The sequence below is a fragment of the Bartonella sp. MR100HLJHH genome (genome assembly GCF_042194215.1).
Taxonomy (GTDB): Bacteria; Pseudomonadota; Alphaproteobacteria; order Rhizobiales; family Rhizobiaceae; genus Bartonella; species Bartonella grahamii.
In genome coordinates, this window is sequence record NZ_JBHIMR010000002.1 from 33,911 (window position 1) to 55,759 (window position 21,849).

The 21,849-nt window shown below is 39.4% G+C and carries 16 protein-coding genes; 11 read left to right on the forward strand and 5 right to left on the reverse strand.

The features are described from left to right. Positions 1–1,485: 1,485 nt before the first annotated feature. Together ACFIJ7_RS01360 and ACFIJ7_RS01365 are read right to left on the reverse strand one after the other, a co-directional pair. Positions 1,486–1,779, reverse strand: coding sequence for a hypothetical protein (locus tag ACFIJ7_RS01360; protein ID WP_375635490.1), 294 nt, complete (start codon positions 1,777–1,779; stop codon positions 1,486–1,488). Between the two features lie 1,118 nt (positions 1,780–2,897). After that, a complete protein-coding gene (locus ACFIJ7_RS01365) occupies positions 2,898–3,587 on the reverse strand; it encodes a YggS family pyridoxal phosphate-dependent enzyme (RefSeq protein WP_375644436.1) in 690 nt (229 codons plus the stop codon). A gap of 165 nt (positions 3,588–3,752) precedes the next feature. On the opposite strand from ACFIJ7_RS01365, the gene leuS reads away from it, so the two are divergent. Both leuS and lptE read left to right on the forward strand, forming a co-directional pair. Next, positions 3,753–6,413 carry a leucine--tRNA ligase gene (gene leuS / locus ACFIJ7_RS01370; protein ID WP_375644536.1) on the forward strand — a complete coding sequence of 887 codons (2,661 nt, stop codon included), beginning with the start codon at positions 3,753–3,755 and terminating at the stop codon, positions 6,411–6,413. Further along, on the forward strand, positions 6,400–6,996 hold the full coding sequence (gene lptE / locus ACFIJ7_RS01375; RefSeq protein ID WP_375635492.1) for an LPS assembly lipoprotein LptE: 597 nt from the start codon (positions 6,400–6,402) through the stop codon (positions 6,994–6,996). The genes leuS and lptE overlap by 14 nt, the downstream gene beginning before the upstream one ends. Here the strand turns inward: lptE and fsa are convergent. Further along, positions 6,993–7,646: a fructose-6-phosphate aldolase gene (fsa, locus tag ACFIJ7_RS01380; protein WP_375620026.1), complete on the reverse strand. Its 654-nt coding sequence runs from the start codon at positions 7,644–7,646 to the stop codon at positions 6,993–6,995. The two genes, lptE and fsa, sit on opposite strands and share 4 nt — an antisense overlap. A 465-nt stretch (positions 7,647–8,111) precedes the next feature. After that, complete coding sequence (locus ACFIJ7_RS01385; protein ID WP_375644437.1) at positions 8,112–8,261, reverse strand: hypothetical protein; 150 nt, start codon at positions 8,259–8,261, stop codon at positions 8,112–8,114. A 172-nt stretch (positions 8,262–8,433) separates the two neighbouring features. Here ACFIJ7_RS01385 and ACFIJ7_RS01390 point away from each other — a divergent pair, with 172 nt between their 5' ends. The 9 genes from ACFIJ7_RS01390 (at position 8,434) to ACFIJ7_RS01430 (ending at position 20,916) form a co-directional block, all read left to right on the forward strand. Next, entirely contained in the window at positions 8,434–8,649 is a 216-nt protein-coding gene (locus ACFIJ7_RS01390) for a hypothetical protein (RefSeq protein ID WP_375644438.1), read from the forward strand. Positions 8,650–8,784: 135 nt separating this feature from the next. Then, complete coding sequence (locus tag ACFIJ7_RS01395; protein WP_375635495.1) at positions 8,785–10,992, forward strand: primosomal protein N'; 2,208 nt, start codon at positions 8,785–8,787, stop codon at positions 10,990–10,992. A gap of 1,994 nt (positions 10,993–12,986) precedes the next feature. Beyond that, on the forward strand, positions 12,987–13,571 hold the full coding sequence (gene atpH, locus ACFIJ7_RS01400; RefSeq protein ID WP_375635496.1) for an ATP synthase F1 subunit delta: 585 nt from the start codon (positions 12,987–12,989) through the stop codon (positions 13,569–13,571). Continuing rightward, positions 13,571–15,106, forward strand: coding sequence for a F0F1 ATP synthase subunit alpha (gene atpA, locus ACFIJ7_RS01405; protein ID WP_026500438.1), 1,536 nt, complete (start codon positions 13,571–13,573; stop codon positions 15,104–15,106). The genes atpH and atpA overlap by 1 nt, the downstream gene beginning before the upstream one ends. 20 nt (positions 15,107–15,126) lie before the next feature. Beyond that, positions 15,127–16,038, forward strand: a complete 912-nt coding sequence (locus tag ACFIJ7_RS01410; protein WP_375635497.1) for a F0F1 ATP synthase subunit gamma — start codon at positions 15,127–15,129, stop codon at positions 16,036–16,038. A gap of 19 nt (positions 16,039–16,057) precedes the next feature. Continuing rightward, a complete protein-coding gene (gene atpD, locus ACFIJ7_RS01415; RefSeq protein ID WP_375644439.1) occupies positions 16,058–17,701 on the forward strand; it encodes a F0F1 ATP synthase subunit beta in 1,644 nt (547 codons plus the stop codon). Positions 17,702–17,809: 108 nt separating this feature from the next. Then, positions 17,810–18,226: an ATP synthase F1 subunit epsilon gene (gene atpC, locus ACFIJ7_RS01420; RefSeq protein WP_015856985.1), complete on the forward strand. Its 417-nt coding sequence runs from the start codon at positions 17,810–17,812 to the stop codon at positions 18,224–18,226. Positions 18,227–18,250: 24 nt separating this feature from the next. Beyond that, on the forward strand, positions 18,251–19,879 hold the full coding sequence (locus tag ACFIJ7_RS01425; RefSeq protein WP_375644440.1) for an MFS transporter: 1,629 nt from the start codon (positions 18,251–18,253) through the stop codon (positions 19,877–19,879). Between the two features lie 29 nt (positions 19,880–19,908). Next, positions 19,909–20,916, forward strand: coding sequence for an HlyD family secretion protein (locus ACFIJ7_RS01430; RefSeq protein ID WP_375644441.1), 1,008 nt, complete (start codon positions 19,909–19,911; stop codon positions 20,914–20,916). A 474-nt stretch (positions 20,917–21,390) separates the two neighbouring features. On the opposite strand, the gene ACFIJ7_RS01435 is transcribed toward ACFIJ7_RS01430, so the two are convergent. Continuing rightward, a complete protein-coding gene (locus ACFIJ7_RS01435; protein ID WP_375635500.1) occupies positions 21,391–21,675 on the reverse strand; it encodes a hypothetical protein in 285 nt (94 codons plus the stop codon). Positions 21,676–21,849: the final 174 nt, after the last annotated feature.

Genomic DNA, 21,849 nt, shown 5'->3' on the forward strand with positions numbered 1-21,849 from the left:
ATAAGAAATTAAATTTTAAAAACAAATTCATATAAAAGTTAAAAGGAGATGGGGATTCGTAGATTATCGGCATTATTTATGGCATTATTTATAAAGTCATTTTCGAAGGGCGAATATTGCCACACTACAGATTTATTACTTCCATAAATGTAAAATACTGACACTTAGTGTTTTGCGTTATGCCATTCACTGATTGTACTAGGAAATGGTATTGGGAGCAAGGACAAATGTTCCTTCAAGATCCACCTAAGGCTAGGAACGCATTGAAAATCTAAAATTAATTCTTGCTTGTTTTTTAGGGAAAGGAAAAAATCAAGTTAACTATCCGATTGTGCACGCCCTTAAAAATATCATCCTTTAAAGCAGTGTTATAAACATGCTGGGTAATTTATCGATTTGACTGTTTTTTAATTAATATAAACACAAATATATAAATAAGTTATTAGAAATAAAGAACATAATAACTGACTATAATGCCGTTATGATATTTTCTAAATGTAACAAAATTTTTTCTAAAAAAATAAATATAGTAATAGATATAATTAATACGGCGAATAATTTCGCAATCATATATTGTATTTGTATAAAATACAATATAAAAAATTATTATGTATAAATAATAATTTTAGTGTAATGCTTTTAATATTATATCTTTTAAATTATCAACGTTATATTTACAAAATACACCAAACAGAAATGAAACCAAAAAAATAAATAAGAAGAAGAGTATCACTAATAGTCATAAGATCCATAAGATCCATTATAAGTACCTTCATAAAAGTTGCGATTGTAACATACAGCGTTGAATGCTATCTTAAATATACATATTTGTAAATATGTATCTATATAATATTAATATTTAAAAATATACATTATAAAATATTACTTATAATTTGATATAAACCAATATAGTTAAATAAAAGACTAATAAGAAAGAATATACAGCTTATTAATAATGATTTTTTAGAGAATCTTTCCAACTATAAGAAATAAAATTATAATAAAAAAGATATATTAAACCAAAAAAATGTTGCTATAAGCGATTCAATAATTTTATGAGTAAAATCTGTCATTATAAATCATAATTTCTCATTAATAGCACCATCGCTACTTTATTCAGTGTACTTGGAACTCATCCGATAAAGATTAATATAAACCAAAATATCTACATAAACTATCAGAAATAATGAACAGAATTACTGTATATAATGTTGTTTTTATAGATACTTTCCAACTGTAACCACCAATTTTTTTAAAACCAATAGCATATATAGGGATGAATACAATGAGAATGCAAAACAGTCTTATGATTTCATAAAGAATATTCATTATAACAAAATCCTGATTATGTGATGTGATTCACAATAGATATCTCCGAAAACTATTTTATCCACAGATGTAGATATTTAATTTTGGTATATTCTTTCGAATATATTTACAGAATTATTTATCTTCAGAGATATCTTTGTAGCTATTCTCTATAAATTAGAACCAACACTCACGACCTTTTTCTATAAAGCCCCAAGCAGCACCTCCTATGTATCCCAATGACAAAGCTCCCATTCCACCTGTAAATGCACCCACTGGTCCCCCAGTTATACCACCTTGAATTGCACCAACTACTCCTGCCGGAACTCCTACTTCGCTGCCACGTGCATTCATGTGAGACATAAAAGCACCAGGACTAAATGCATTTCCATGAGTAGGTCTTGAATTGTGCGAATGACCAAAAGAATGCTTTGTCGCCATATGACCGAATGTGTTGAATGAACCAAACATATTAATTCTTCTTAATTATCTACAGTAAAAGTAGCATCACAATGATACATTTCAAATGGCTATCACGTATTTTTAGAGAAATGTCAAAGATAAACTTTAAAAATAACAATAAAAATACTGTATAAATAATATATAAATTATGTATATATGAATTTTTTTCTTAAAAAGATAATAATATTAATTATAAGTTTTTAAAATATAAGAAATGACACCATATTTTTTCTTAATTAAAGTTTAAATTTAGAAAAATTGCGTATATTAAAAGTTGAAGTTTTTCTCTTTGTTTAAGAAATCCACAAAGGAATAATGATAAAGAAATATCGTTATTGGGATCGGTTTCATTGCCATTGTTTTGCATGCATGTATTATGCGCATATGCACGGGATTCGTTCTTTTATTTTTCAGGCGGATATTGACTGTATTTACGCTTTGTAGAGCATAGAAAGTCTCTATGCTATCGTTGTGATCTTATAGGATTGCTATTCATGTTGTTTAGCGCGGCTCTTGGTGCTCTATTGAGCATTTGAGATGTTTATTTTGCTCAAGTGACTTACATGAAAGAGTTTTGTTACTGTATTATGCAGCCATAAGCCTCTTTTTGCCTGCTTTACGCCATTGGCATGTGGGGAAATTGTTTACGCGTGTTGGAGAAGTTAAGAGAATTCGTGGTTTTTAATGGAAATCATTGCGATAATCGTATTGAATATTCTTTTGCAATTGGTGATTTTGCGACAGTTTTTTCATTCATGCGCAACGCCCCTCTTATCATTTTGCCTTTATATAAGGATTTATTTTTTACGTTGCTTTTGCTGGAGAGGCGGTCAGAGGGGAGGTGAAGTAGAGCCAATGTGCGAGAATATGAGAGCCAAATTGCAATGCTATCTTGAAGCTATTGTATGTGTTGTGGATGTGCCGGTGAGAAATTTGAGAAGACCAGCTTTTTTGCTTATTTTGCTAACAGGATGAAAGAGGGACTGGAATCTTTTTTGCTAGAATTGCTTTTTTATTAATATTGAAGGAAATATTTTTTCTCATTTCTGCTGTTTTTGGCTTGTTCGTAGAATTTTCAATGGGAGTTTATATGAAGGGGGAATGAGTTTATATGAGGGGAAATTGCTTTACACAGGGCGTTTTCCAAATAAAGCAGAGCCAATGCGAAGGACGTTAGAGCCAAACTGTAGAGCGGTTTTGAAGTCACTGGACATACCCATGGAAAGCTTTGGAAGACCTGCTTGTTTTGCTAATTTTGCTAAGAGCGCGAAATAGGGTCCGGGGTTTTCATCGACAGGGGGGATGCCCATAAGACCGATGATATCAAGTCCATAGTTGTTTTTGCATTGGTTGACAAAAGGGATTACTTCTTGCGGTGCAACACCACTTTTTTGCGGTTCTAAGCCAATGTTAACCTGAACATAGCAAGGAAGATGCCTTTTTTGTTTTTGCATTTCTTCGGATAAAATTTTGGCTATTTTTTCACGATCAACCGTTTGAATGACATCAAAAATTTTGATAGCTTCGGCGGCTTTATTTGATTGTAAGGGACCGATGAGATGAAGTTTAATATTTTCAAATTGTTGACGTAAAGCAGGCCATTTTTGTGCTGCTTCTTGTACGCGGTTTTCTGCAAACAAAGATTGGCCTGCTTGTAAAAGGGGACGTATATCAGTGGCAGGAACAGTTTTTGAAACAGCGATAAGTTCAATTTCTTCTACAGGGCGTTGTAACTCTTGGCATGTTTCAGCAATGTCTTTTTGAAGGTTTTGCCATGCTTCAATGGAAGGGGCATCGAGGGGCGTTTGTGTATTCATATTTTTGTGTTTTACCTTTTTTGTTCAAGAGTTGGTCGTTTTTTTAAAAGTTTTATAAAATACTTAGGGAAATATTTCACGAAAATGTTGACGATGAGGTTAATCCATGGTCAAGCATAATAAAACAAGTTTTTGGTTCTGTTTTATTAAAAGAGTATAATGGGAATGACGATTGAACATTATAATATAGGCGAACGCTATAATCCACGTGCGAGAGAAAAAAAATGGCAAGAAATTTGGGATGAAAAGAAAATTTTTCAGACTGTTCAAGAAGATGCTCGTGAAAAATATTATGTTTTAGAAATGTTTCCTTATCCGTCAGGCCGCATTCACATGGGGCATGTGCGCAATTATGCCATGGGGGATGTGGTGGCACGCTATAAAAGGGCAAAGGGTTTTAATGTGCTTCATCCTATGGGCTGGGATGCTTTTGGTATGCCGGCTGAAAATGCTGCTCTGCAAAGTAAAGTGCATCCTAAAACTTGGACCTATCAGAATATTGCTGTGATGCGCGGGCAATTAAAGCAATTAGGGCTCTCACTAGATTGGACGCGTGAATTTGCGACTTGTGATGTGGAATATTACCATCGTCAACAAATGTTGTTCCTTGATTTCTATCAAAAGGGGTTGGTTGCGCGTAAAGTGGCTAAGGTGAATTGGGATCCTGTTGACCACACCGTTTTGGCAAATGAGCAGGTTGTTGATGGGCGGGGATGGCGTTCTGGTGCGTTGGTGGAACAGCGTGAATTGACACAGTGGTTTTTCAAAATTAGCGACTTTAGTGAAGAGCTCTTGGCTGGGCTTGAAGAGCTGGAGCAGTGGCCTGAAAAAGTTCGCACTATGCAAAAAAATTGGATTGGAAAATCGCAAGGTTTACTGATTCGTTGGGCTTTAAAGGCAACAAGTGGTGTTGATGATGCAAGTGGTGTTGATGATGTTTGTGAGATGTTTAATGAGGTTGTTTGTTATTCAACACGTCCTGATACACTTTTTGGCGCCTCTTTTTTAGCTCTGTCTGTTGACCATCCCATTGCACAAGCTTTGGCAAAGAAAGATAAAGCGTTGAGTGCTTTTATCGAAAACTGTCGGTGTGGTGGAACGACAACGGCAGCACTTGAAACAGCTGAAAAACAAGGATTTCTTACGCCCCTTTTGGCAGTTCATCCTTTTGATTCAACAGTACATATTCCTGTTTATATCGCGAATTTTGTGCTTATGGATTATGGAACAGGGGTTGTTTTTGGTTGTCCGGCTCATGATCAGAGAGATTTCGATTTTGCGCGTAAATATGATCTTCCAATAAAACCAGTGGTTTTGCCAAAAGGAGAGCAAGAAGAAGATCTTGTCATTGCTGAAACAGCTTATACGGGTGATGGTGTGATGATCAATTCCAGCTTTTTGGATGGTTTGACACCTAAACAAGCTTTTGAAGAAGCAGCCAAAAGGCTTGAGAAACAAATGCTCAATGGGCAACCGCAAGGGAAAAAAACAGTGCAATTTCGTTTGCGTGATTGGGGGATTTCGCGGCAGCGTTATTGGGGGTGCCCCATTCCGATGATCCATTGTACATCTTGTGGAGTGATTCCTGTGCCGCGCACCGATTTACCGGTTGTGTTGCCTGATGATGTTACTTTTGATCAACCTGGAAATCCTCTTGCACGGCATGGAACCTGGCAGAATGTTACTTGTCCTTCCTGTGGTCAACCTGCCAAACGTGAAACCGATACCATGGATACATTTGTTGACTCTTCTTGGTATTATGCACGCTTTACGGCCCCTTTTGCGCAGGAACCTGTCGACAAACAAGCAATCTCTGAATGGTTGCCTGTGCAACAATATATTGGTGGAATTGAGCATGCCATTTTGCATCTTCTTTATGCACGCTTTTTTATGCGTGCCATGAAATTGATCGGTCATGTGACTGTTGATGAGCCTTTTAAGGGGCTTTTTACCCAAGGTATGGTGGTTCATGAAACCTATCGGGATGATCAAGGGTGGGTTTCTCCAGCAGAAATTTCCATTGTTGAAAAGGATGGAAAACGACAGGCTTATAAATTGACTGATCAAAGTGAAGTGATGATTGGTTCGATTGAAAAAATGTCGAAATCCAAAAAGAATGTCGTTGATCCTGATGATATTATCGCATCCTATGGCGCTGATACTGTGCGTTGGTTTGTGTTGTCAGATTCTCCCCCTGATCGGGATGTCATCTGGACAGAATCTGGTGTTGAAGGAGCTCATCGCTTTGTACAGCGTGTCTGGCGTTGTGTGGCTTTGAGCGCTTCTGTTTTAAAGGATGTGGCGCCTTGTGCAGGGCATCAGGGGGCGGCTTTGGAACTCTCAAAGGCTGCACATCGTACGCTTTGCGCTGTAGAAGATGATTTGGAAAAATTTGCTTTTAATCGGGCTATTGCACGCCTTTATGAATTCTTGAATATTATGGCACCGTTGCTCAACAAAATAGCAAGTGTTGACGATGAAATGAAAGCTTCTTTACGTCAAGCCATGGATTTTTTTCTTGCCATGATTGCACCGATGATGCCTCATTTAGCAGAAGAATGTCATGCTGCTTTAGGGGGGGAAACTTTAATGTCTGCGCTTGCTTGGCCTGTTTATGACAGTGCGTTAACCGTTGCGGAATGCTATACTTTGCCAGTACAAATTAATGGTAAAAAACGCGGTGAGGTGAGCGTTGCAGCAACAGCAAATGAAACGATGATTAAAGAAGCGGTTTTGGCTTTAGATTTTGTAAAGGCACAGCTGGTTGAAAAGCCTGTGAAAAAAATCATTATTGTTCCACAAAGGATTGTAAATGTCGTTTTTTAAAAGTTTGATTCTTGTCGTTTTAGCTGGTGTATTCACACTGTTGTGTGGATGCAAAGTTGAACCGCTTTATCGTCAAGAGTTGCAGAGTGCAATGACAATGAATTCTGCTTCCTATAGGAATCCTGTTTCTGGGCAAGCTTCTTTGGGGCTTGCGCAAAAGCTTGCCTCTATTGTTGTGGAAGAGCCTTCGGATCGTTTTGGTCAAATGGTGCGCAATCATCTGCTGTTTCTTTTGTATGGAAATGGTGGTAAACCTTCTCTACCTGCTTATCGATTGGCATTGCAGATATCCGTATCTACAAGAGAATCTATGCAGATAGAGGTTGATTTCGAGAAAAAACGAAAAGGACGACCTTCTGTTGGAACTGTTATGAGCAGAGCTTCTTACACTTTGCAGGATATGAAAAATACTCTTGTTGCAAAAGGAACAGCAATGATGAATGCATCTTTTGACCGACTTCGTCAAGAATATGCAACGATGCAAGCAGAAGAAGATGCAAAAAAACGTGTTGCTGAAGAGTTGGCTGAACAGATTTTTTTGTTACTTTCAAAAGATCTTTCCAATAAAAATTCTAGATATTAAGCAATATTTTGTCCTGTTTTTTTCCAGTCGTTGAGAAATATTTGCAACCCTTTATCAGTGAGAGGGTGTTTGACCAGTGCTTTTAAGATTGCTGGTGGAACTGTTGCAACGTCAGCACCACTGAGTGCTGCTTCTTTGACATGATTAACGGTGCGGATTGAAGCGGCTAGGATTTGTGTTTCAAAGTTATAGTTATCATAAATTGTGCGAATTTCATGAAGCAGTTCACTTCCATCATTTCCGCAATCATCAAGTCTACCAATAAAAGGCGAAACAAATGTCGCGCCTGCTTTGGCTGCAAGTAAGGCTTGATTGGCAGAAAAGCAAAGTGTGAGATTTGTTTTTAGTCCTTCTTTTGTGAGGGCTTTACAGGCTTTTAATCCATCGAGTGTTAAAGGAAGCTTGATACAAATATTGTCGGCAATCTTTGCTAAAACAGCCGCTTCTTTCATGATGTTTTCAAATTCCGTTGCTGCAACTTCAGCAGAAACAGGCCCGCTAATGAGAGCACAAATTTCTTTTGTAACATCAAGAATATTGCGTCCTGATTTTAGGATAAGAGAGGGATTGGTGGTGACACCATCAACAAGGCTTAAATTCTGTAACTCTTGGATTTCTTCGATATTGGCGCTATCCACAAAAAATTTCATATCTAACCTCTTCTTTTTAGCTTTTATCCTATTTTTTGTTATGTGCTATTGTTGACTGCAAAAGCAAGAGAAAGAATTAATCTCTGTGTAAAGAACAAGAATGCTATGATGTTAACCATGTACTCGTTTTCAGTAAAGAAATATTACTTATTGTTTCTATACCTATTTTATATCGTTGCTCGTGATAAGGCATAGAGTTCATTGCGTACCAACATTTTTGCGTATTGGCATCTTTGCGTAGCGGTATTTTTATACTTATGAAAATAAGCTAGCATTATCACACACTTTGCTCATTTCCTATTTGCGATTGCTCTTGATATTTGAGAGTGCATCATAAGATACCTCCCTTTTTCAGGGGGTAGGTTTAACCTCATTTTTAATAGAAGCGAATGGATTTATTTTATCGTAAAACACCATTGAAGAAGGCATGTAAAATTTTACACATGAAGGGTTTTTTATGGTCAATTACATTGATTTATTCTGTGTTACCCATTCTTCAACAATACGCTTTTGTGCTACTTGTATTGTTGCTTGATTCTCAATCAAGCTGAAAGATGTACGCACGTGTTTCCACGTTTTGGCACAAAGCCAAGGTGAATATTGTAACGGTTCCATTTGCAATATTATTCTCCCTGTAATTAAAATCATGGGAGACTCTCTCATCAATAAGGATTTACAAATGTTCCTCGATGGGTTTGAAATGAGAAAAATTCATCGTATTGAGGGTTTTTATTACAATAGGTAAAATGATGATTATATCTTTATAAATCAGTTTGTTGAAGATAAATTGAGATATGAGACGGTAAAAAATAAACGTGTGTGTTGGGAAGAAGTTACACTATGGGATAGCTTTGTTGAAGAGCGCACTTACAATATCATGTTGAATGCTTATAGTGATGAGCTTTATTTGCACAGAAGAATGGCGCTGGTTTTTTTTGCTATAGAGTTTTTTATTATAGACGATGAGATTGGTTCTTTTATTGGCACTTTGGTGATGAAATGAGTGTTAAAAAGAATTTTTGTGAGAAAAGTGTTGTGATAGGGGGAGAGATTGAATCCCGCAATGAATTTTATAAGAGTGTTTAAAGATAAGGTGTAGACCTGTTGGTGCTCAAGAGGTCGTAGATTGGTTTAAAAGATGCATTCAAATGTGATAGAGGAAGAGATTGTATCCGTATTGGTTCCTCTTCCTGTTGCTCACGCTTATAGTTATAAAGTTCCATCTTCTATGGAGGTGAACGTTGGTTCCTTTGTTCGGGTTCCGGTGATGGGGCGTGAGCTTTGCGGTTTTGTTGTGGATGTCGGAGAGAAGACAGCAGATGGGCAAAGGTCTGGTTTGGTGGCGTGTGAAAAATTACGCTCTCTGCTTCATGTTTTTGATTGTCCCCCATTAAAGGCAGAAATGATCACATTTTTGCGTTTTGTCAGTCGCTATACAATGGCGCCTTTCGGTCTTGTGGCGCGATTGGTTTTGTCTGTACCGGCTGCTTTAGAGCCGGAAGCACAGATGTTGGGTTTGCGATATTGTGGTGGAAATGTAGAACGTCTCACACCAGCGCGATTACGGGTTTTGGAATTGGTGCGTAATGAGAAGATATGGACACGTTCTGGTCTTGCGCATGCGGCTGGAACTTCGGTTTCTGTTGTTGAAGGTTTAAAAGCGTTAGGGGTTTTTGAAGATGTTATAGTTCCTGCTCCTGATCTTGTGGCAATGCCTGATCCTGACTTTTGTCCCCCTCAGTTGCAGGGAGCGCAAAATGAAGCAGCAACAATGTTGCGAGAAGGTGTTTTATCTTCTCAGTTTCAAGTTTTTTTGCTTGATGGTGTTACGGGATCAGGAAAGACAGAGGTTTATTTTGAAGCGGTTGCTCAAGCCTTCAAAGGGGGCAAGCAGGTTTTAATTTTATTGCCGGAAATTGCTTTAACACAGCAGTTTTTAGATCGTTTTTATGCACGCTTTGGAGCTGCGGCAGCGGAATGGCATTCTGATTTGACGCCACGTCGTAGAGAACGTGTCTGGCGGCAAGTTGCAGAAGGGCGGGTGCGTGTCGTTGCGGGGGCTCGTTCAGCGCTTTTTCTTCCCTTTCATGAGCTTGGCTTGATTGTTGTCGATGAAGAACATGATAGCGCTTATAAACAAGAAGAGCGCATTTTTTACCATGCGCGTGATATGGCTGTTGCACGGGGTTCTTTTGAGCATTTTCCTGTTATTTTATCTTCAGCTACACCGTCGATTGAAAGCCAAGCCAATGTTTTAAAAGGGCGTTATCAAAAGGTGCATTTACCTTCCCGTTTTAAAGAAGTAGCACTTCCACAGTTGCGGGTGGTTGATATGCGCCAAGGAGGGGTGCAAAAGGGGCGCTTTATTTCCTTTGCTCTTGAAAGGGCTTTAAAACAAACGCTTGATAAGGGCGAACAAGCTCTTCTTTTTCTTAATCGTCGTGGTTATGCACCTTTAACTTTATGCCGAATTTGCGGACATCGTTTTCATTGTACTGATTGTTCAAGTTGGTTGGTCGAACATCGTGCGCAAGGGCAATTGAAATGTCATCATTGTGGATATCATGAACCACTTCCTCAAGCCTGTCCTGAATGCGGGACATTAGATCATCTCGTGGCTTGTGGACCGGGTGTGGAAAGAATTGCAGAAGAAACACAAATGCTTTTTCCTCAAGCGCGATCATTGATTCTTTCAACAGATCTCAAAGGAGGGATTGGGCAATTGCGAAGCGAATTACAAGCCATTGCAAATGGCGATGTGGACATTATTATTGGAACACAGTTGGTCGCTAAAGGACATCATTTTCCCAAGCTCTCTTTGGTTGGCGTTATTGATGCTGATCTTGGTCTTGCCAATGGCGATTTACGCGCAAGTGAACGTACCTACCAGCTGCTTTCTCAAGTTACCGGAAGAGCAGGGCGTGTGGGATTAGAAAGTTTAGGATTATTGCAAACTTATCAACCAGATCATCCGGTCATCAAAGCCTTACTTTCATGCCAGCCAGAAGATTTTTACACACGTGAGATTGCAGCGCGTCAGCATTATCATTTGCCTCCCTATGGGCGGCTTGCCTCTTTGATTGTATCTGCACAACAGCGCCAAGCAGCAGAACATTATGCGCGCGCATTGCGCCAAGCAGCGCCACGGGAGAAAAATATCTCGGTTATGGGACCAGCAGAAGCGCCTTTAGCTCTGGTTCGGGGGCGTTATCGCTTTCGGCTTTTGCTGCAAGGACAGCGCTCTTTTGATATACAAGGGTTTATACGTGCAATGCTTAGCGGTATACCCAAAATGCCCAGTTCCGTTCGGGTTCAAATTGATATTGATCCGCAAAGTTTTTTCTAAAACCAGTCTCGCATAAAGTGAAGGTCCCTTTAGCTTAAGGTGCTTTACTTTAATACTATCTATTCAGAATAAGCATCCAAGCAGCAGAATATGATACATGTGCATTGCATTAAGCAGAGCCACGGGAAAAAATATCTTTGTTATGGAACCAGCAGAAGCGTCTCTCTTATTTGAGGGCGCTATCATTTTGGCTTTTACTCCTTTTTTGTTTTAGGGACAGTATCCTTTTGATAGGCGGATTTTTTTATAATGGCTGATTATAGGGGCTGAAAATGCTTGTAAATACACCAAAAATATCCAAATTTATACGGGTTCAAATTGATATTGATCTATGCTTTTTCTAAAATCAGTGCAATATAGTGCCATATAAAGTGAAGCTATGTAGGCTTAATGAAGGTCGTGTTTTTGATGTTGTTTGACCTTAAAAACTTATGAAGCAGCATTCATAAGATGTATTAGTGCTATACGAGTCGTATCTGCTTTTGTATGCTAGATTAGGGCGAGAGTATTGCATATATCTATTTTATTTATCTTTGACGAGAACATAGACTCATTTGGGAGCGTAAAGGTTAAAATGAGCATTTATCGTTGTCGTCCTTATTTATGGCTCTAGAATTTTCAAAAGCGCCCATAATTATAATTTTATAAATAATAACATATTGATTTATAGTGATAATATGCCGTTATTCGCTTTAGAATTTCAACTATTGTAGGATTCTCTTATTTCAAATCTGTTTATATTGATCAATCAAAACCATTCGTTTGCATGTTACAGATGGGGGAGCTTGTGTCGGGTGAAACTATATAAGAAAGGACTGAAATACCTCATCATTTCAAGTGTTAAGGGCTGTCGTAAAATTGGGAGATGGCAAAGTATGTGATGGTGCCGGCTTGTTCTTTCATAAGTGTAAAGATGAGGCTGCTCAATGGAGTTATCATTATAGCATTTATGGACGCTGTCGTGAAATGGAGATTATCCATTGCTTCACGCTTTTGTTACTTTCGTTCTCTAATGGGGGCACATTCTTCATGTAAAGCTTCATGTAAAGCAGAACGCCCAAAACGGAATATTACAGAACATCTATTGTATTACTGTATTCATATGCTTGTTTAAGCAAATGTTTCTCAGCATGCTCGGATTCATTTTACGATGTTTTTCGAGTGTAGAATGTAAAAGCTTTCATGAATGAAAAAAACGCATTAAGGCTCCCTATCTTTATTTCATAAAGGTATAAAATGGCGCCATTTATTATTTAGCTTTTAGGATTACGAAAGCTCTTGGTACTTGAGAGCGTTTATAAGAGGTGTGTTTTTTCTTTAATCATTTCCTCTTTTGTTTGTGATGGAGCAAGGGAGTGATTTTGATAGAAAGATTTGAAATAAGAGAATCTTTCGATGTTTGGGGCTCATCTGGTATGAAAAATGATACATTATCATTATAAATCAATGCATTGTATGCTTAAAGAGTGTGTTTACAAGAAAATATACTTGGTGAATTTTTTTAAAAGGTGTGGGTATTTGAAGAAAAAAGATCAATTTTTTCTTTAGTTTTTAGGAGGATATTCATTATTTTTTCTTTCTTATCAGTTTAAAAGAATAGACTTTTTTAGTCGCAGTCGCATCTTGTTGAAGGTCTTGAGGTGATAAAGGGAGTGATTTTTAGAGAAGAAGTGTTTTGTTATAGTGGCAAGAGCATTTGAAGCAAAATCAAAGAGAGTGAAAAAATCGCTCAGAGAATGTCAAAAAGAGGCATAAAAAAACTGTGATGCCATCCTGTATATCTAAAAAAAATTCTTTTCAAAAATATTTTGAATATTTTATTAAAATTTTTAAAAAGCAGCGATTTGTGGTGTTGCGAGTCGGCTATGTCTATGCTAGAAACCAAGAGGTTTTTGTTCTAGGTTTTAAGAAGAAGATTCTTAAGATTGAGAATGTCTGTTTCATTTCATCTGATAACTATCAGAGAGTCGCTCAAGGGAAAGAGGCGGTATTTCGTGTCGGATTCATTTTCTCTCATACCGCTGCCGTTGGTAGATCAACGCTATGCGCAAGCGCTTTTTGATTGCGTTCAAGAAGCTGGAAACGTTGAAAAGGTTGAAAAGGCAGTGGAAGATCTTTTGCTTGTTTTGGAGCAAAATAAAGATTTAAAACGCTTTGTGCTTAGTCCATTCTTTTCAGTTAAAGAGCAAATTAAGGTGATGCAATCTGTTTGTGCAAACATCCAATTTGCTGATAAAAACGCAGGTCAGATTATTGGTAATTTTTTACGCGTTATTGCAACAAACCGTAGGCTTAGTGCCGTATTTGGTATTTTACATGCTTTTCAGCGTTGTGTTGCGCGCGCTCGTAGGCAGGTGACTGCGCAAATTATTTCTGCGCGCCCCTTAAGTTCTCAACAAAGACAAGAGTTGTGTGAGGCTTTGGAAGGTGTCGTTGGAGGAAAAGTTTTGCTACACAGCATTGTGGATCCAACAATTCTTGGTGGATTAATCGTTCGTGTGGGGTCGTCTCAAATTGATACGTCTCTTCTCACAAAATTGTCTTCGCTTAAGCTTTCATTGAAAAAAGAGGTCAGCTGATGGATATTAGACCATCTGAAATTTCAAAAATTCTAAAAGAGCAAATCAAAAACTTTGACCAAAAGGCTGAGGTTTCAGAAATTGGTTGGGTTCTCTCTGTAGGGGATGGTATCGCTCGCGTTTATGGTTTGGATAATGTCCAAGCAGGGGAAATGGTTGCTTTTCCAAACGGTGTGCGTGGTATGGCCCTCAATTTGGAAGTTGATAATGTTGGTGTGGTCATTTTTGGCTCAGATCGCGATATTCGTGAAGGTGATTGTGTAAAGCGGTTAGGCGCTATCGTCGATGTTCCTGTGGGGCCCGCTTTGCTGGGGCGTGTGGTTGATGCGTTGGGAAACCCTATAGATGGTAAGGGGCCCATTAAAGCAACGGAGCGTCGTCGTGTCGATGTTAAGGCTCCTGGAATTATTCCGCGTCAGTCAGTACATGAACCGATGTCGACCGGATTGAAAGCGATTGACGCACTTATTCCTATTGGACGGGGGCAGCGTGAATTGGTGATTGGTGATCGCCAAACAGGAAAAACAGCAATTTTGCTCGATACATTTTTAAACCAAAAACCTTTTCATGAAAAAGGGGCTGGACGAGAGCAAGACAAAGTTTATTGTATTTATGTGGCTATCGGTCAAAAACGTTCGACGGTGGCACAATTCGTTAAAGTTTTAGAAGAACGTGGAGCGTTGGAATATTCTATTATTGTTGCAGCGACCGCTTCTGATCCAGCACCACTGCAATTTATTGCACCTCTTGCTGGATGTGCTATGGGTGAGTATTTCCGTGATAATGGGCAACATGCTTTGATCGGTTATGATGACTTGTCAAAACAGGCGGTGGCGTATCGTCAGATGTCTCTTTTGTTGCGTCGTCCTCCAGGTCGTGAAGCTTATCCGGGAGACGTTTTCTATCTTCATTCGCGTCTTTTAGAGCGGGCTGCGAAGTTGAATGCGGAAAATGGATCTGGGTCACTGACAGCTTTGCCGGTTATTGAAACGCAAGCAAATGATGTTTCTGCCTATATTCCTACAAATGTGATTTCGATTACTGATGGGCAAATTTTTCTAGAGACTAATTTATTTTATCAAGGAATTCGTCCTGCTGTAAATGTTGGTCTTTCTGTGTCTCGTGTTGGTTCTGCCGCACAAATTAAGGCGATGAAGCAAGTTGCTGGCTCGATTAAAGGTGAATTGGCGCAATATCGTGAAATGGCAGCTTTTGCGCAGTTTGGCTCTGATTTGGATGCGTCAACCCAGCGTCTGTTGAATCGGGGTGCGCGCTTGACAGAGTTGTTGAAGCAGCCACAATTTTCTCCACTCAAAACAGAAGAACAAGTGGTGGTTATTTTCGCGGGTGTGAATGGCTATCTTGATGCTTTGGCGGTTTCTGATGTTGCGCGGTTTGAGCAGGGACTTTTGGTGCTTTTGCGTAGTGATTATCAAGATCTCTTAAAGGCAATTGCTGAGCAAAAGCAAATAACAGACGAGCTGAAAGACAAGTTGATAACTGTTCTTAATACTTATGCAAAAAATTTCTCGTGATGAATTGATGGAATGCTTGAATGGCCTCACTAAAAGATCTTAGAGACCGTATCGCTTCGGTTAAAGCAACACAAAAGATCACCAAAGCTATGCAGATGGTTGCAGCGGCAAGGTTGCATCGTGCTCAAGAGGCAGCGCAGTCTGCGCGTCCTTATGCGAAGAAGATGGCTGATATTTTGACCAGTGTTGCTGCTGATGTAGATGGTGTTGATGCGCCTGCTCTTATGCGTGGTACGGGGCGAGATGATGTGCATCTCTTGGTGGTATGTACTGCTGAGCGCGGTTTGTGTGGTGCTTTTAATGTGCAAATCGCTCGTCGTGCACGTGAACAGATTAAGGCATTGTTGGCATCTGGTAAAATAGTGAAAATTATCACTGTGGGCAAAAAAGGTGCGGATATTTTATCGCGTGATTACAAAGGTTTGATAATTGATCATATCGATTTGCATGCTGTAAAGCGCATTGGTTTTGCAGAGGCGGTGATGATTAGTCAACGGATTGTTGATTTATTCAATGAAGGCGCTTTCGATGTTTGTACGCTGTTTTATTCTGAATTTATTTCTGTGATTAATCAGCGTCCAACAGCTTTTGGCTTGATTCCGATGATTGCTCCAAAAGCAGCTATTGAGGCAATAGATGTTGAGGAGCAAACCGATCATAGCAAAGGTTCACAATCAATTGTTTATGAGTATGAACCTGATGCGGCTTCTCTTTTAGAGGCGCTTGTGCCACGCAATCTTTCGGTGCAAATCTTTCGGGCTTTGCTAGAAAATGTTGCTGGTGAGATGGGTGCCAAGATGACAGCTATGGACAATGCATCGCGCAATGCGGGTGAAATGATTAATAAATTGACGGTAGCTTATAATCGTCAACGTCAGGCACAGATTACGACAGAACTGATCGAAATTATTGCGGGCGCTGAAGCGCTTTAAATGGAAAAGGTAAGGATTGATGGTAAAAGCAGTAACCTCAAGCAAAGGAATAGAAAAAGGTGAAAAAAAGAAATCAGCTGCTCGTTCCGGCGTGAAAAAAGCCGCTTCGAAGTCTCAAGTGGATGTAAAGGCTTCAGCGGATGTAAAGGCTTCCTCTGCGCCTGCGCGTAGTGCAGCTAAAGAGACACCTGTAAAAAAAGATGCATCCGCAAAAAAAGAAGAGCGTGCAAAAGGCGCTGTTGGTGAGATCAAGCAGGTTATTGGTGCTGTCGTTGATGTGCAATTTGAAGGTGAATTGCCAAATATTCTTAATGCATTAGAAACAGACAATTTAGGCAATCGCTTGGTATTAGAAGTTGCGCAGCATTTGGGTGAAAATACTGTGCGTACGATTGCTATGGATACAACCGATGGGTTGGCGCGTGGCCAAAAGGTTGTGGATACAGGCATGCAAATTAGCGTTCCTGTAGGAGAAGCAACATTGGGACGTATTATGAATGTGATTGGAGAGCCGGTGGATAATGTGGGACCAATTCCTGCAACCAAAACGCGTTCGATTCACCAAGAGGCACCTGCATATGTTGAGCAATCAACCATTTCAGAAATTCTCGTCACCGGTATTAAAGTTGTGGATTTGTTAGCTCCTTATTCTAAAGGAGGTAAAATTGGCTTGTTTGGTGGTGCTGGTGTTGGAAAAACCGTTCTCATTATGGAGCTTATAAACAATATTGCAAAGGCACATGGTGGCTATTCTGTATTTGCTGGTGTGGGAGAACGTACACGTGAAGGAAATGATCTTTATTATGAAATGATCGAAAGCCGCGTGAATGTGAATCCAAAAGAGAATAATGGTTCAACGGAAGGGTCAAAGTGTGCCCTTGTTTACGGGCAAATGAATGAACCACCAGGAGCGCGTGCGCGTGTCGCTCTTTCAGGATTGACAATTGCAGAAAGTTTCCGTGATGAAGGACAAGACGTTCTTTTCTTCGTGGATAATATTTTCCGTTTCACGCAAGCTGGTGCTGAAGTGTCAGCGCTTTTAGGACGTATCCCTTCTGCCGTGGGCTATCAACCAACTTTGGCAACAGATATGGGGGCTTTGCAAGAGCGTATTACCAGTACGAAAACAGGCTCTATTACCTCTGTGCAGGCTATTTATGTTCCGGCTGATGACTTGACTGATCCGGCACCTGCGGCATCTTTTACCCATTTGGATGCAACAACTGTTCTTTCGCGCTCTATTGCGGAAAAGGGAATTTATCCGGCGGTTGATCCGCTTGACTCTTTCTCGCGTATGTTAGATCCATTGATTGTAGGGGAAGAGCATTACACTGTTGCTTGTCAAGTGCAAACCATTTTACAACGTTATAGAGCGCTTCAGGATATTATTGCTATTCTTGGAATGGATGAACTTTCTGAAGATGACAAATTGCTGGTGGGACGGGCGCGTAAAATTGAACGTTTTCTTTCGCAACCTTTCCATGTTGCGGAAGCCTTTACTGGTTCGCCAGGGAAACTCGTTCCTTTAGAAGAGACGATTAAAGGCTTTAAAGGTCTTTGTGCTGGCGATTATGATGATTTGCCAGAAGCTGCTTTTTATATGGTTGGTTCGATTGATGAAGCACTTGAAAAAGGAAAGCGTCTTATGGCGGAGGCGTCTTAGTGAGAAGCTTCTTGTTCAAGAGAAAACTGTCATGGATGTTTTTCGTTAAAAAGGATAAGTCGTTGAAGAAAACAGAGAGTCCTTATATCGGGTATTGTGGAGACTTTTGTGGAAAACAATAGAGAAGAGCATTTTTTATTTGAGCTTGTATCGCCTGAAAAAATTGTGTTTTCAGAGCAGGTAGTGTCTGTTGTTCTTCCTTCAGCCTCAGGTTCTTTGACAGTTATGGCGCATCATGCGCCATTGGTGGCAAGCATTGTGTTGGGTAGTGTGCGTGTTCGCACCTCTTTGGGTGAAAAATTATTTGCTGTATGCGGGGGCGTTGCAAATATTACCTTTTCGGGCTGCTCTTTATTGGTAGAGCACGTTGTGGCTGTAGAGCATCTTTCTTTTGATGTATTGGAACAGCGGATTTTGCAGGTCCAAGCGACATTAGAAGGGGGGACAAGAGATGAGGATAATCATAAAATAGAGGCTTTTTTCCAGCAATTGTCAGCTGATGGTGCTGTGTTGATAGAAGCGTAGCAGCGTATACAGGAAAAAGGTGACATGAGCGGAAAAAAGAGTACGGTTGTGTTTGCTAAAAGGGGTGGAAAACCTTTTCCTCGTCCTGGTCGTATTTTTGCAGGACCTTTGCCAAAATGTTTTGTTTATATTTTTGCTTCTCTTATTTTGCAATGGGCTTATGGTTTAGGGGCTAATATTGTTCAGTCTAACATTGTCCATCTTACGGGTGATTTTCACGCAACTTTAACCGAGACAACATGGTTGGTAGCGGCTTATATGGCGCCAAATGTGAGTGTAGCGATTATGTTGATCAAAATCCGCTATCAATTTGGGTTGCGTGCTTTTGCTGAATTATCAATCCTTGGCTTCGTTTTGGTTTGCGTGTTGCAACTCTTTGTTACGGATTTGCGTTCTGCATTGATTATTCGCTTTTTTGCTGGGATTGCTGCTGCTCCTTTGGCTTCGCTTGCGCTGCTTTATATGATGGAGGCTTTTGCTCCAGCAAAGAAGTTTACTGTTGGTCTTAGTTTGAATTATATGAATGCGGCTTTAGCGGCACCTTTATCACGTTTAATTTCTCCTGATTTGCTGGAAAATGGTGGCTTTTCCAGTCTTTCCGCTCTGGAAATGGGGATGGTTCTCATCAGCTTGGTCTGTATCTATACTTTGCCTCTTACTCCTGTTGTCCGCAGTAAGGTTATTCAAAAATTAGATTGGATAAGCTATGGTTTGATTGCTCTTGGTCTTGGATTAAATGCTGTGATCATGTCTGTTGGCATATTGTATTGGTGGTATGAAGCACCATGGATTGGTTGGGGGCTCGCACTTGCTATTTTCTCGTTGGCTATTGCTATTATTATTGAGCTTAATAGAGAAAAACCGTTGATTGATTTACGTTGGATTTTCAGTAAAGAAATGGTCCAATCTGTTTTTATTTTATTTATTTTTCATGTTTTTTTATTGGAGCGGTCAAATTTGCCTGTAGGTTTTTTTAATCTTTTTGGTTTGCTCAATCGTGAGATGGCGCCCATGTATCTTGCGGTGACATTAGGGATTCTGTTAGGGGGGGCTGTTTGTGTCTTTTTTTTACGGGCGGGGCGTGAGGATTATTTTTATTTGTTGTCTTTGGGTTGTTTGGCGTTGGGAGCTTATTTAGATAGTCATGTAAACCATTTAACGCGCCCACAAGATATGATGTTGAGCCAAGGGTTGGTGAGTTTTAGTTATGCACTTTTTTTGCCTCCTGCTCTTTTCAAAGGGTTTGTGATCGCTGGTGAGCGAGGACCGCGTTACGTTTTAAGTTTTATTGCTGTTTTTTTGCTAACGCAAGTGACAGGGGGATTGATGGGATCGGCTTTTTTTGGCAGCCTTCAGTTTTATTTTGCCCATAAGAACTTTGAGTCCTTAACACAAAATATTATTATTACTGATCCGCTTATTTCTGGTGAGATGAATACTTTATTTTCGCCTTCTTATGGTGTTTCTGTTCCCAATGGCTTGAGAAGTGAGCAGGGTACTTCTATGTTGATAGAGAAATTTAAGTTAACAGCAAATATTTTTGCTTATGATGACGTTTTTCGGCTTTATTTTTATATTTCAATGGTTGTATTCGTTATTTTTCTTGCCACAATGATTGTTAAGTCATGCTCTTTGCGTGCATTAGAAAAGTAGAGTAATGTCATAGAAGAGGGGTGCAAAAAATGATAAAAACATTACGGTCAAAAGCTACGATTGTTGCATTCCTATCGGGTATTACGGGGGTTTTGCTGATTTTGTGGGCTTGGAGACTTCCTCCTTTTGTGAGTAACATTCAAATAACGGATAATGCTTCCATTAAGGGAAATGTTACTCTGGTTAGTTCACAGATCTCTGGGGTGATCGCACGGATTTATGTGCAAGATTATCAACGCGTTGAAAAAGGAATGCTGCTTTTTGAGCTTGATGATTCTCTTTTTCGTCAGCAGCTTGCACGGGCACAGGCTGTTCTCGATTCAAAAAATGCAAAACTGGCAAGTATTGAATTGCAAGCTCAGATTTTACAGGGAGAAGTTAATGCTGCAGAAGCGGAATTAGCGCGTTCACGAGCATTCTCTAATGTTGTTTCTGATAGTAAAAAGTTAGGCTTTGGTGATGCGGCAGTTTCTGTTTCTCGCCCTCTTTCACAACTCTTGGCAGCCCTAGAAACAAAACGACAATTGCAAAAACAATTAAATCTTGAAAAACAAAGTTTACAGTCAGAAGTTGCGGGAGCAAAGGTGAGTGTTGAGTTGGCAAAACTTAATCTCGATCACACAAAGATTTTATCTCCTAGAACAGGCTATATTGGATTGGTTGGCGCTAGGGTAGGGCAATATGTTATGCCGGGTACGCAATTGGTCTCTGTTATTTCTGATGACATTTGGATTATTGCTAATTATAAGGAAACGCAACTTTCTCAGATGCGTGTGGGACAACCGGTTGTTTTTTCTGTTGATGCATTGAACAACAAAAAGTTAACAGGGCGTGTGGTTCGTTTTGCACCTGCTACAGGTTCAGAATTTTCATTGTTAAAAACGGATACGACAATTGGTAATTTTATCAAAATTGCGCAACGTATTTCAGTACGGATTGCTTTAGATCCTGGGCAGGAAGGGATTGAAAAACTCATTCCTGGGATGTCTGTGGTTACGTATGTGGATACTTCGCAGCGGGTCGATTCTGGAGGATAAATTTTGGGTTTTTTCAGTTTAATTCTTGTGTCATTTACTTATAGCAAATGGGTATTCACATTGGAAGATTTCGTTTGGTTTTTTATAATACATCTTTTAAAGCTCTTAGGCTTCTTATACTTCTATATCATGATGTCAATTAATGTTCCTTAGAATATTAAAGCGCATGCATCTTTACTCACTTCCATTTCTTTTGAACTAACTCAGTAGCGGGATGGATGCAATGTTGAAAAATTTTCTTATAATTTCTCACAACACTGTCCTTTGAAGTGTGGTGTCACCGCGTGTTTTGAGGACAGGGGTAGGGGACTGCCAGATAGAAAATTGGATAATAGACTGGCGGGATGGATGAAAACTTATCTTTTGGAGGAAAGTGTAAAGTTAGGGGGAAAGACGTAAATTTTATATTTTGTAAACTATAAAAAATGCCCGCTTTGAGTCGGGCATTAAAAGGGAAGGTTGTTGGTTGTGTTGTTAATTTTTACGGATCAGCAAGAAGCTTACTAAAACGACTCCTGCTGCTAGTGCGAGGGTTTTTTTAGGATTTTCTTTCGCTTTTTTCTTTAATTCTGTAGCATGTTCGTTGAGGTGATAAAGCGCGTGACGGCCTTTTTGTTTCCATGTGTTAAACAGCTCAGAAATGTTTTCAAAGCTATCATTTTGAGAACTCCAATGATTTACGGGGACCAGCTCTCTTTTTAATTGTGCTATACGTTTTTTAATTTTAGCATTTTTGGCGTTGGGTGAAAATAGACACATTTATTGACTCCTTCATGTGTTAAATTGTTGCGTGACAGTTGGAATTGTGTTTGGGGTTTTGCTATAACGGCTTGAAAATTGAAAGGTTGCATTGATAATGCCGCGCGTGGGTGAGATGAGAATTAAGAGTTTGGGTTTAATGAGGAATTTCTTAATGTGCTCGAGTTCATTTCA

What these genes read in the sequence shown, in the direction of transcription:
- ACFIJ7_RS01410 (WP_375635497.1), top strand. Translation starts at nt 15,127, where the DNA reads ATGGCCTCACTAAAAGATCTTAGAGACCGTATCGCTTCGGTTAAAGCA.
- ACFIJ7_RS01385 (WP_375644437.1), bottom strand. Translation starts at nt 8,261, where the DNA reads ATGGAACCGTTACAATATTCACCTTGGCTTTGTGCCAAAACGTGGAAA.
- leuS (WP_375644536.1), top strand. Translation starts at nt 3,753, where the DNA reads ATGACGATTGAACATTATAATATAGGCGAACGCTATAATCCACGTGCG.
- ACFIJ7_RS01425 (WP_375644440.1), top strand. Translation starts at nt 18,251, where the DNA reads ATGAGCGGAAAAAAGAGTACGGTTGTGTTTGCTAAAAGGGGTGGAAAA.
- ACFIJ7_RS01435 (WP_375635500.1), bottom strand. Translation starts at nt 21,675, where the DNA reads ATGTGTCTATTTTCACCCAACGCCAAAAATGCTAAAATTAAAAAACGT.
- ACFIJ7_RS01395 (WP_375635495.1), top strand. Translation starts at nt 8,785, where the DNA reads ATGCATTCAAATGTGATAGAGGAAGAGATTGTATCCGTATTGGTTCCT.
- atpD (WP_375644439.1), top strand. Translation starts at nt 16,058, where the DNA reads ATGGTAAAAGCAGTAACCTCAAGCAAAGGAATAGAAAAAGGTGAAAAA.
- ACFIJ7_RS01360 (WP_375635490.1), bottom strand. Translation starts at nt 1,779, where the DNA reads ATGTTTGGTTCATTCAACACATTCGGTCATATGGCGACAAAGCATTCT.
- atpA (WP_026500438.1), top strand. Translation starts at nt 13,571, where the DNA reads ATGGATATTAGACCATCTGAAATTTCAAAAATTCTAAAAGAGCAAATC.
- lptE (WP_375635492.1), top strand. Translation starts at nt 6,400, where the DNA reads ATGTCGTTTTTTAAAAGTTTGATTCTTGTCGTTTTAGCTGGTGTATTC.
- ACFIJ7_RS01430 (WP_375644441.1), top strand. Translation starts at nt 19,909, where the DNA reads ATGATAAAAACATTACGGTCAAAAGCTACGATTGTTGCATTCCTATCG.
- fsa (WP_375620026.1), bottom strand. Translation starts at nt 7,646, where the DNA reads ATGAAATTTTTTGTGGATAGCGCCAATATCGAAGAAATCCAAGAGTTA.
- ACFIJ7_RS01365 (WP_375644436.1), bottom strand. Translation starts at nt 3,587, where the DNA reads ATGAATACACAAACGCCCCTCGATGCCCCTTCCATTGAAGCATGGCAA.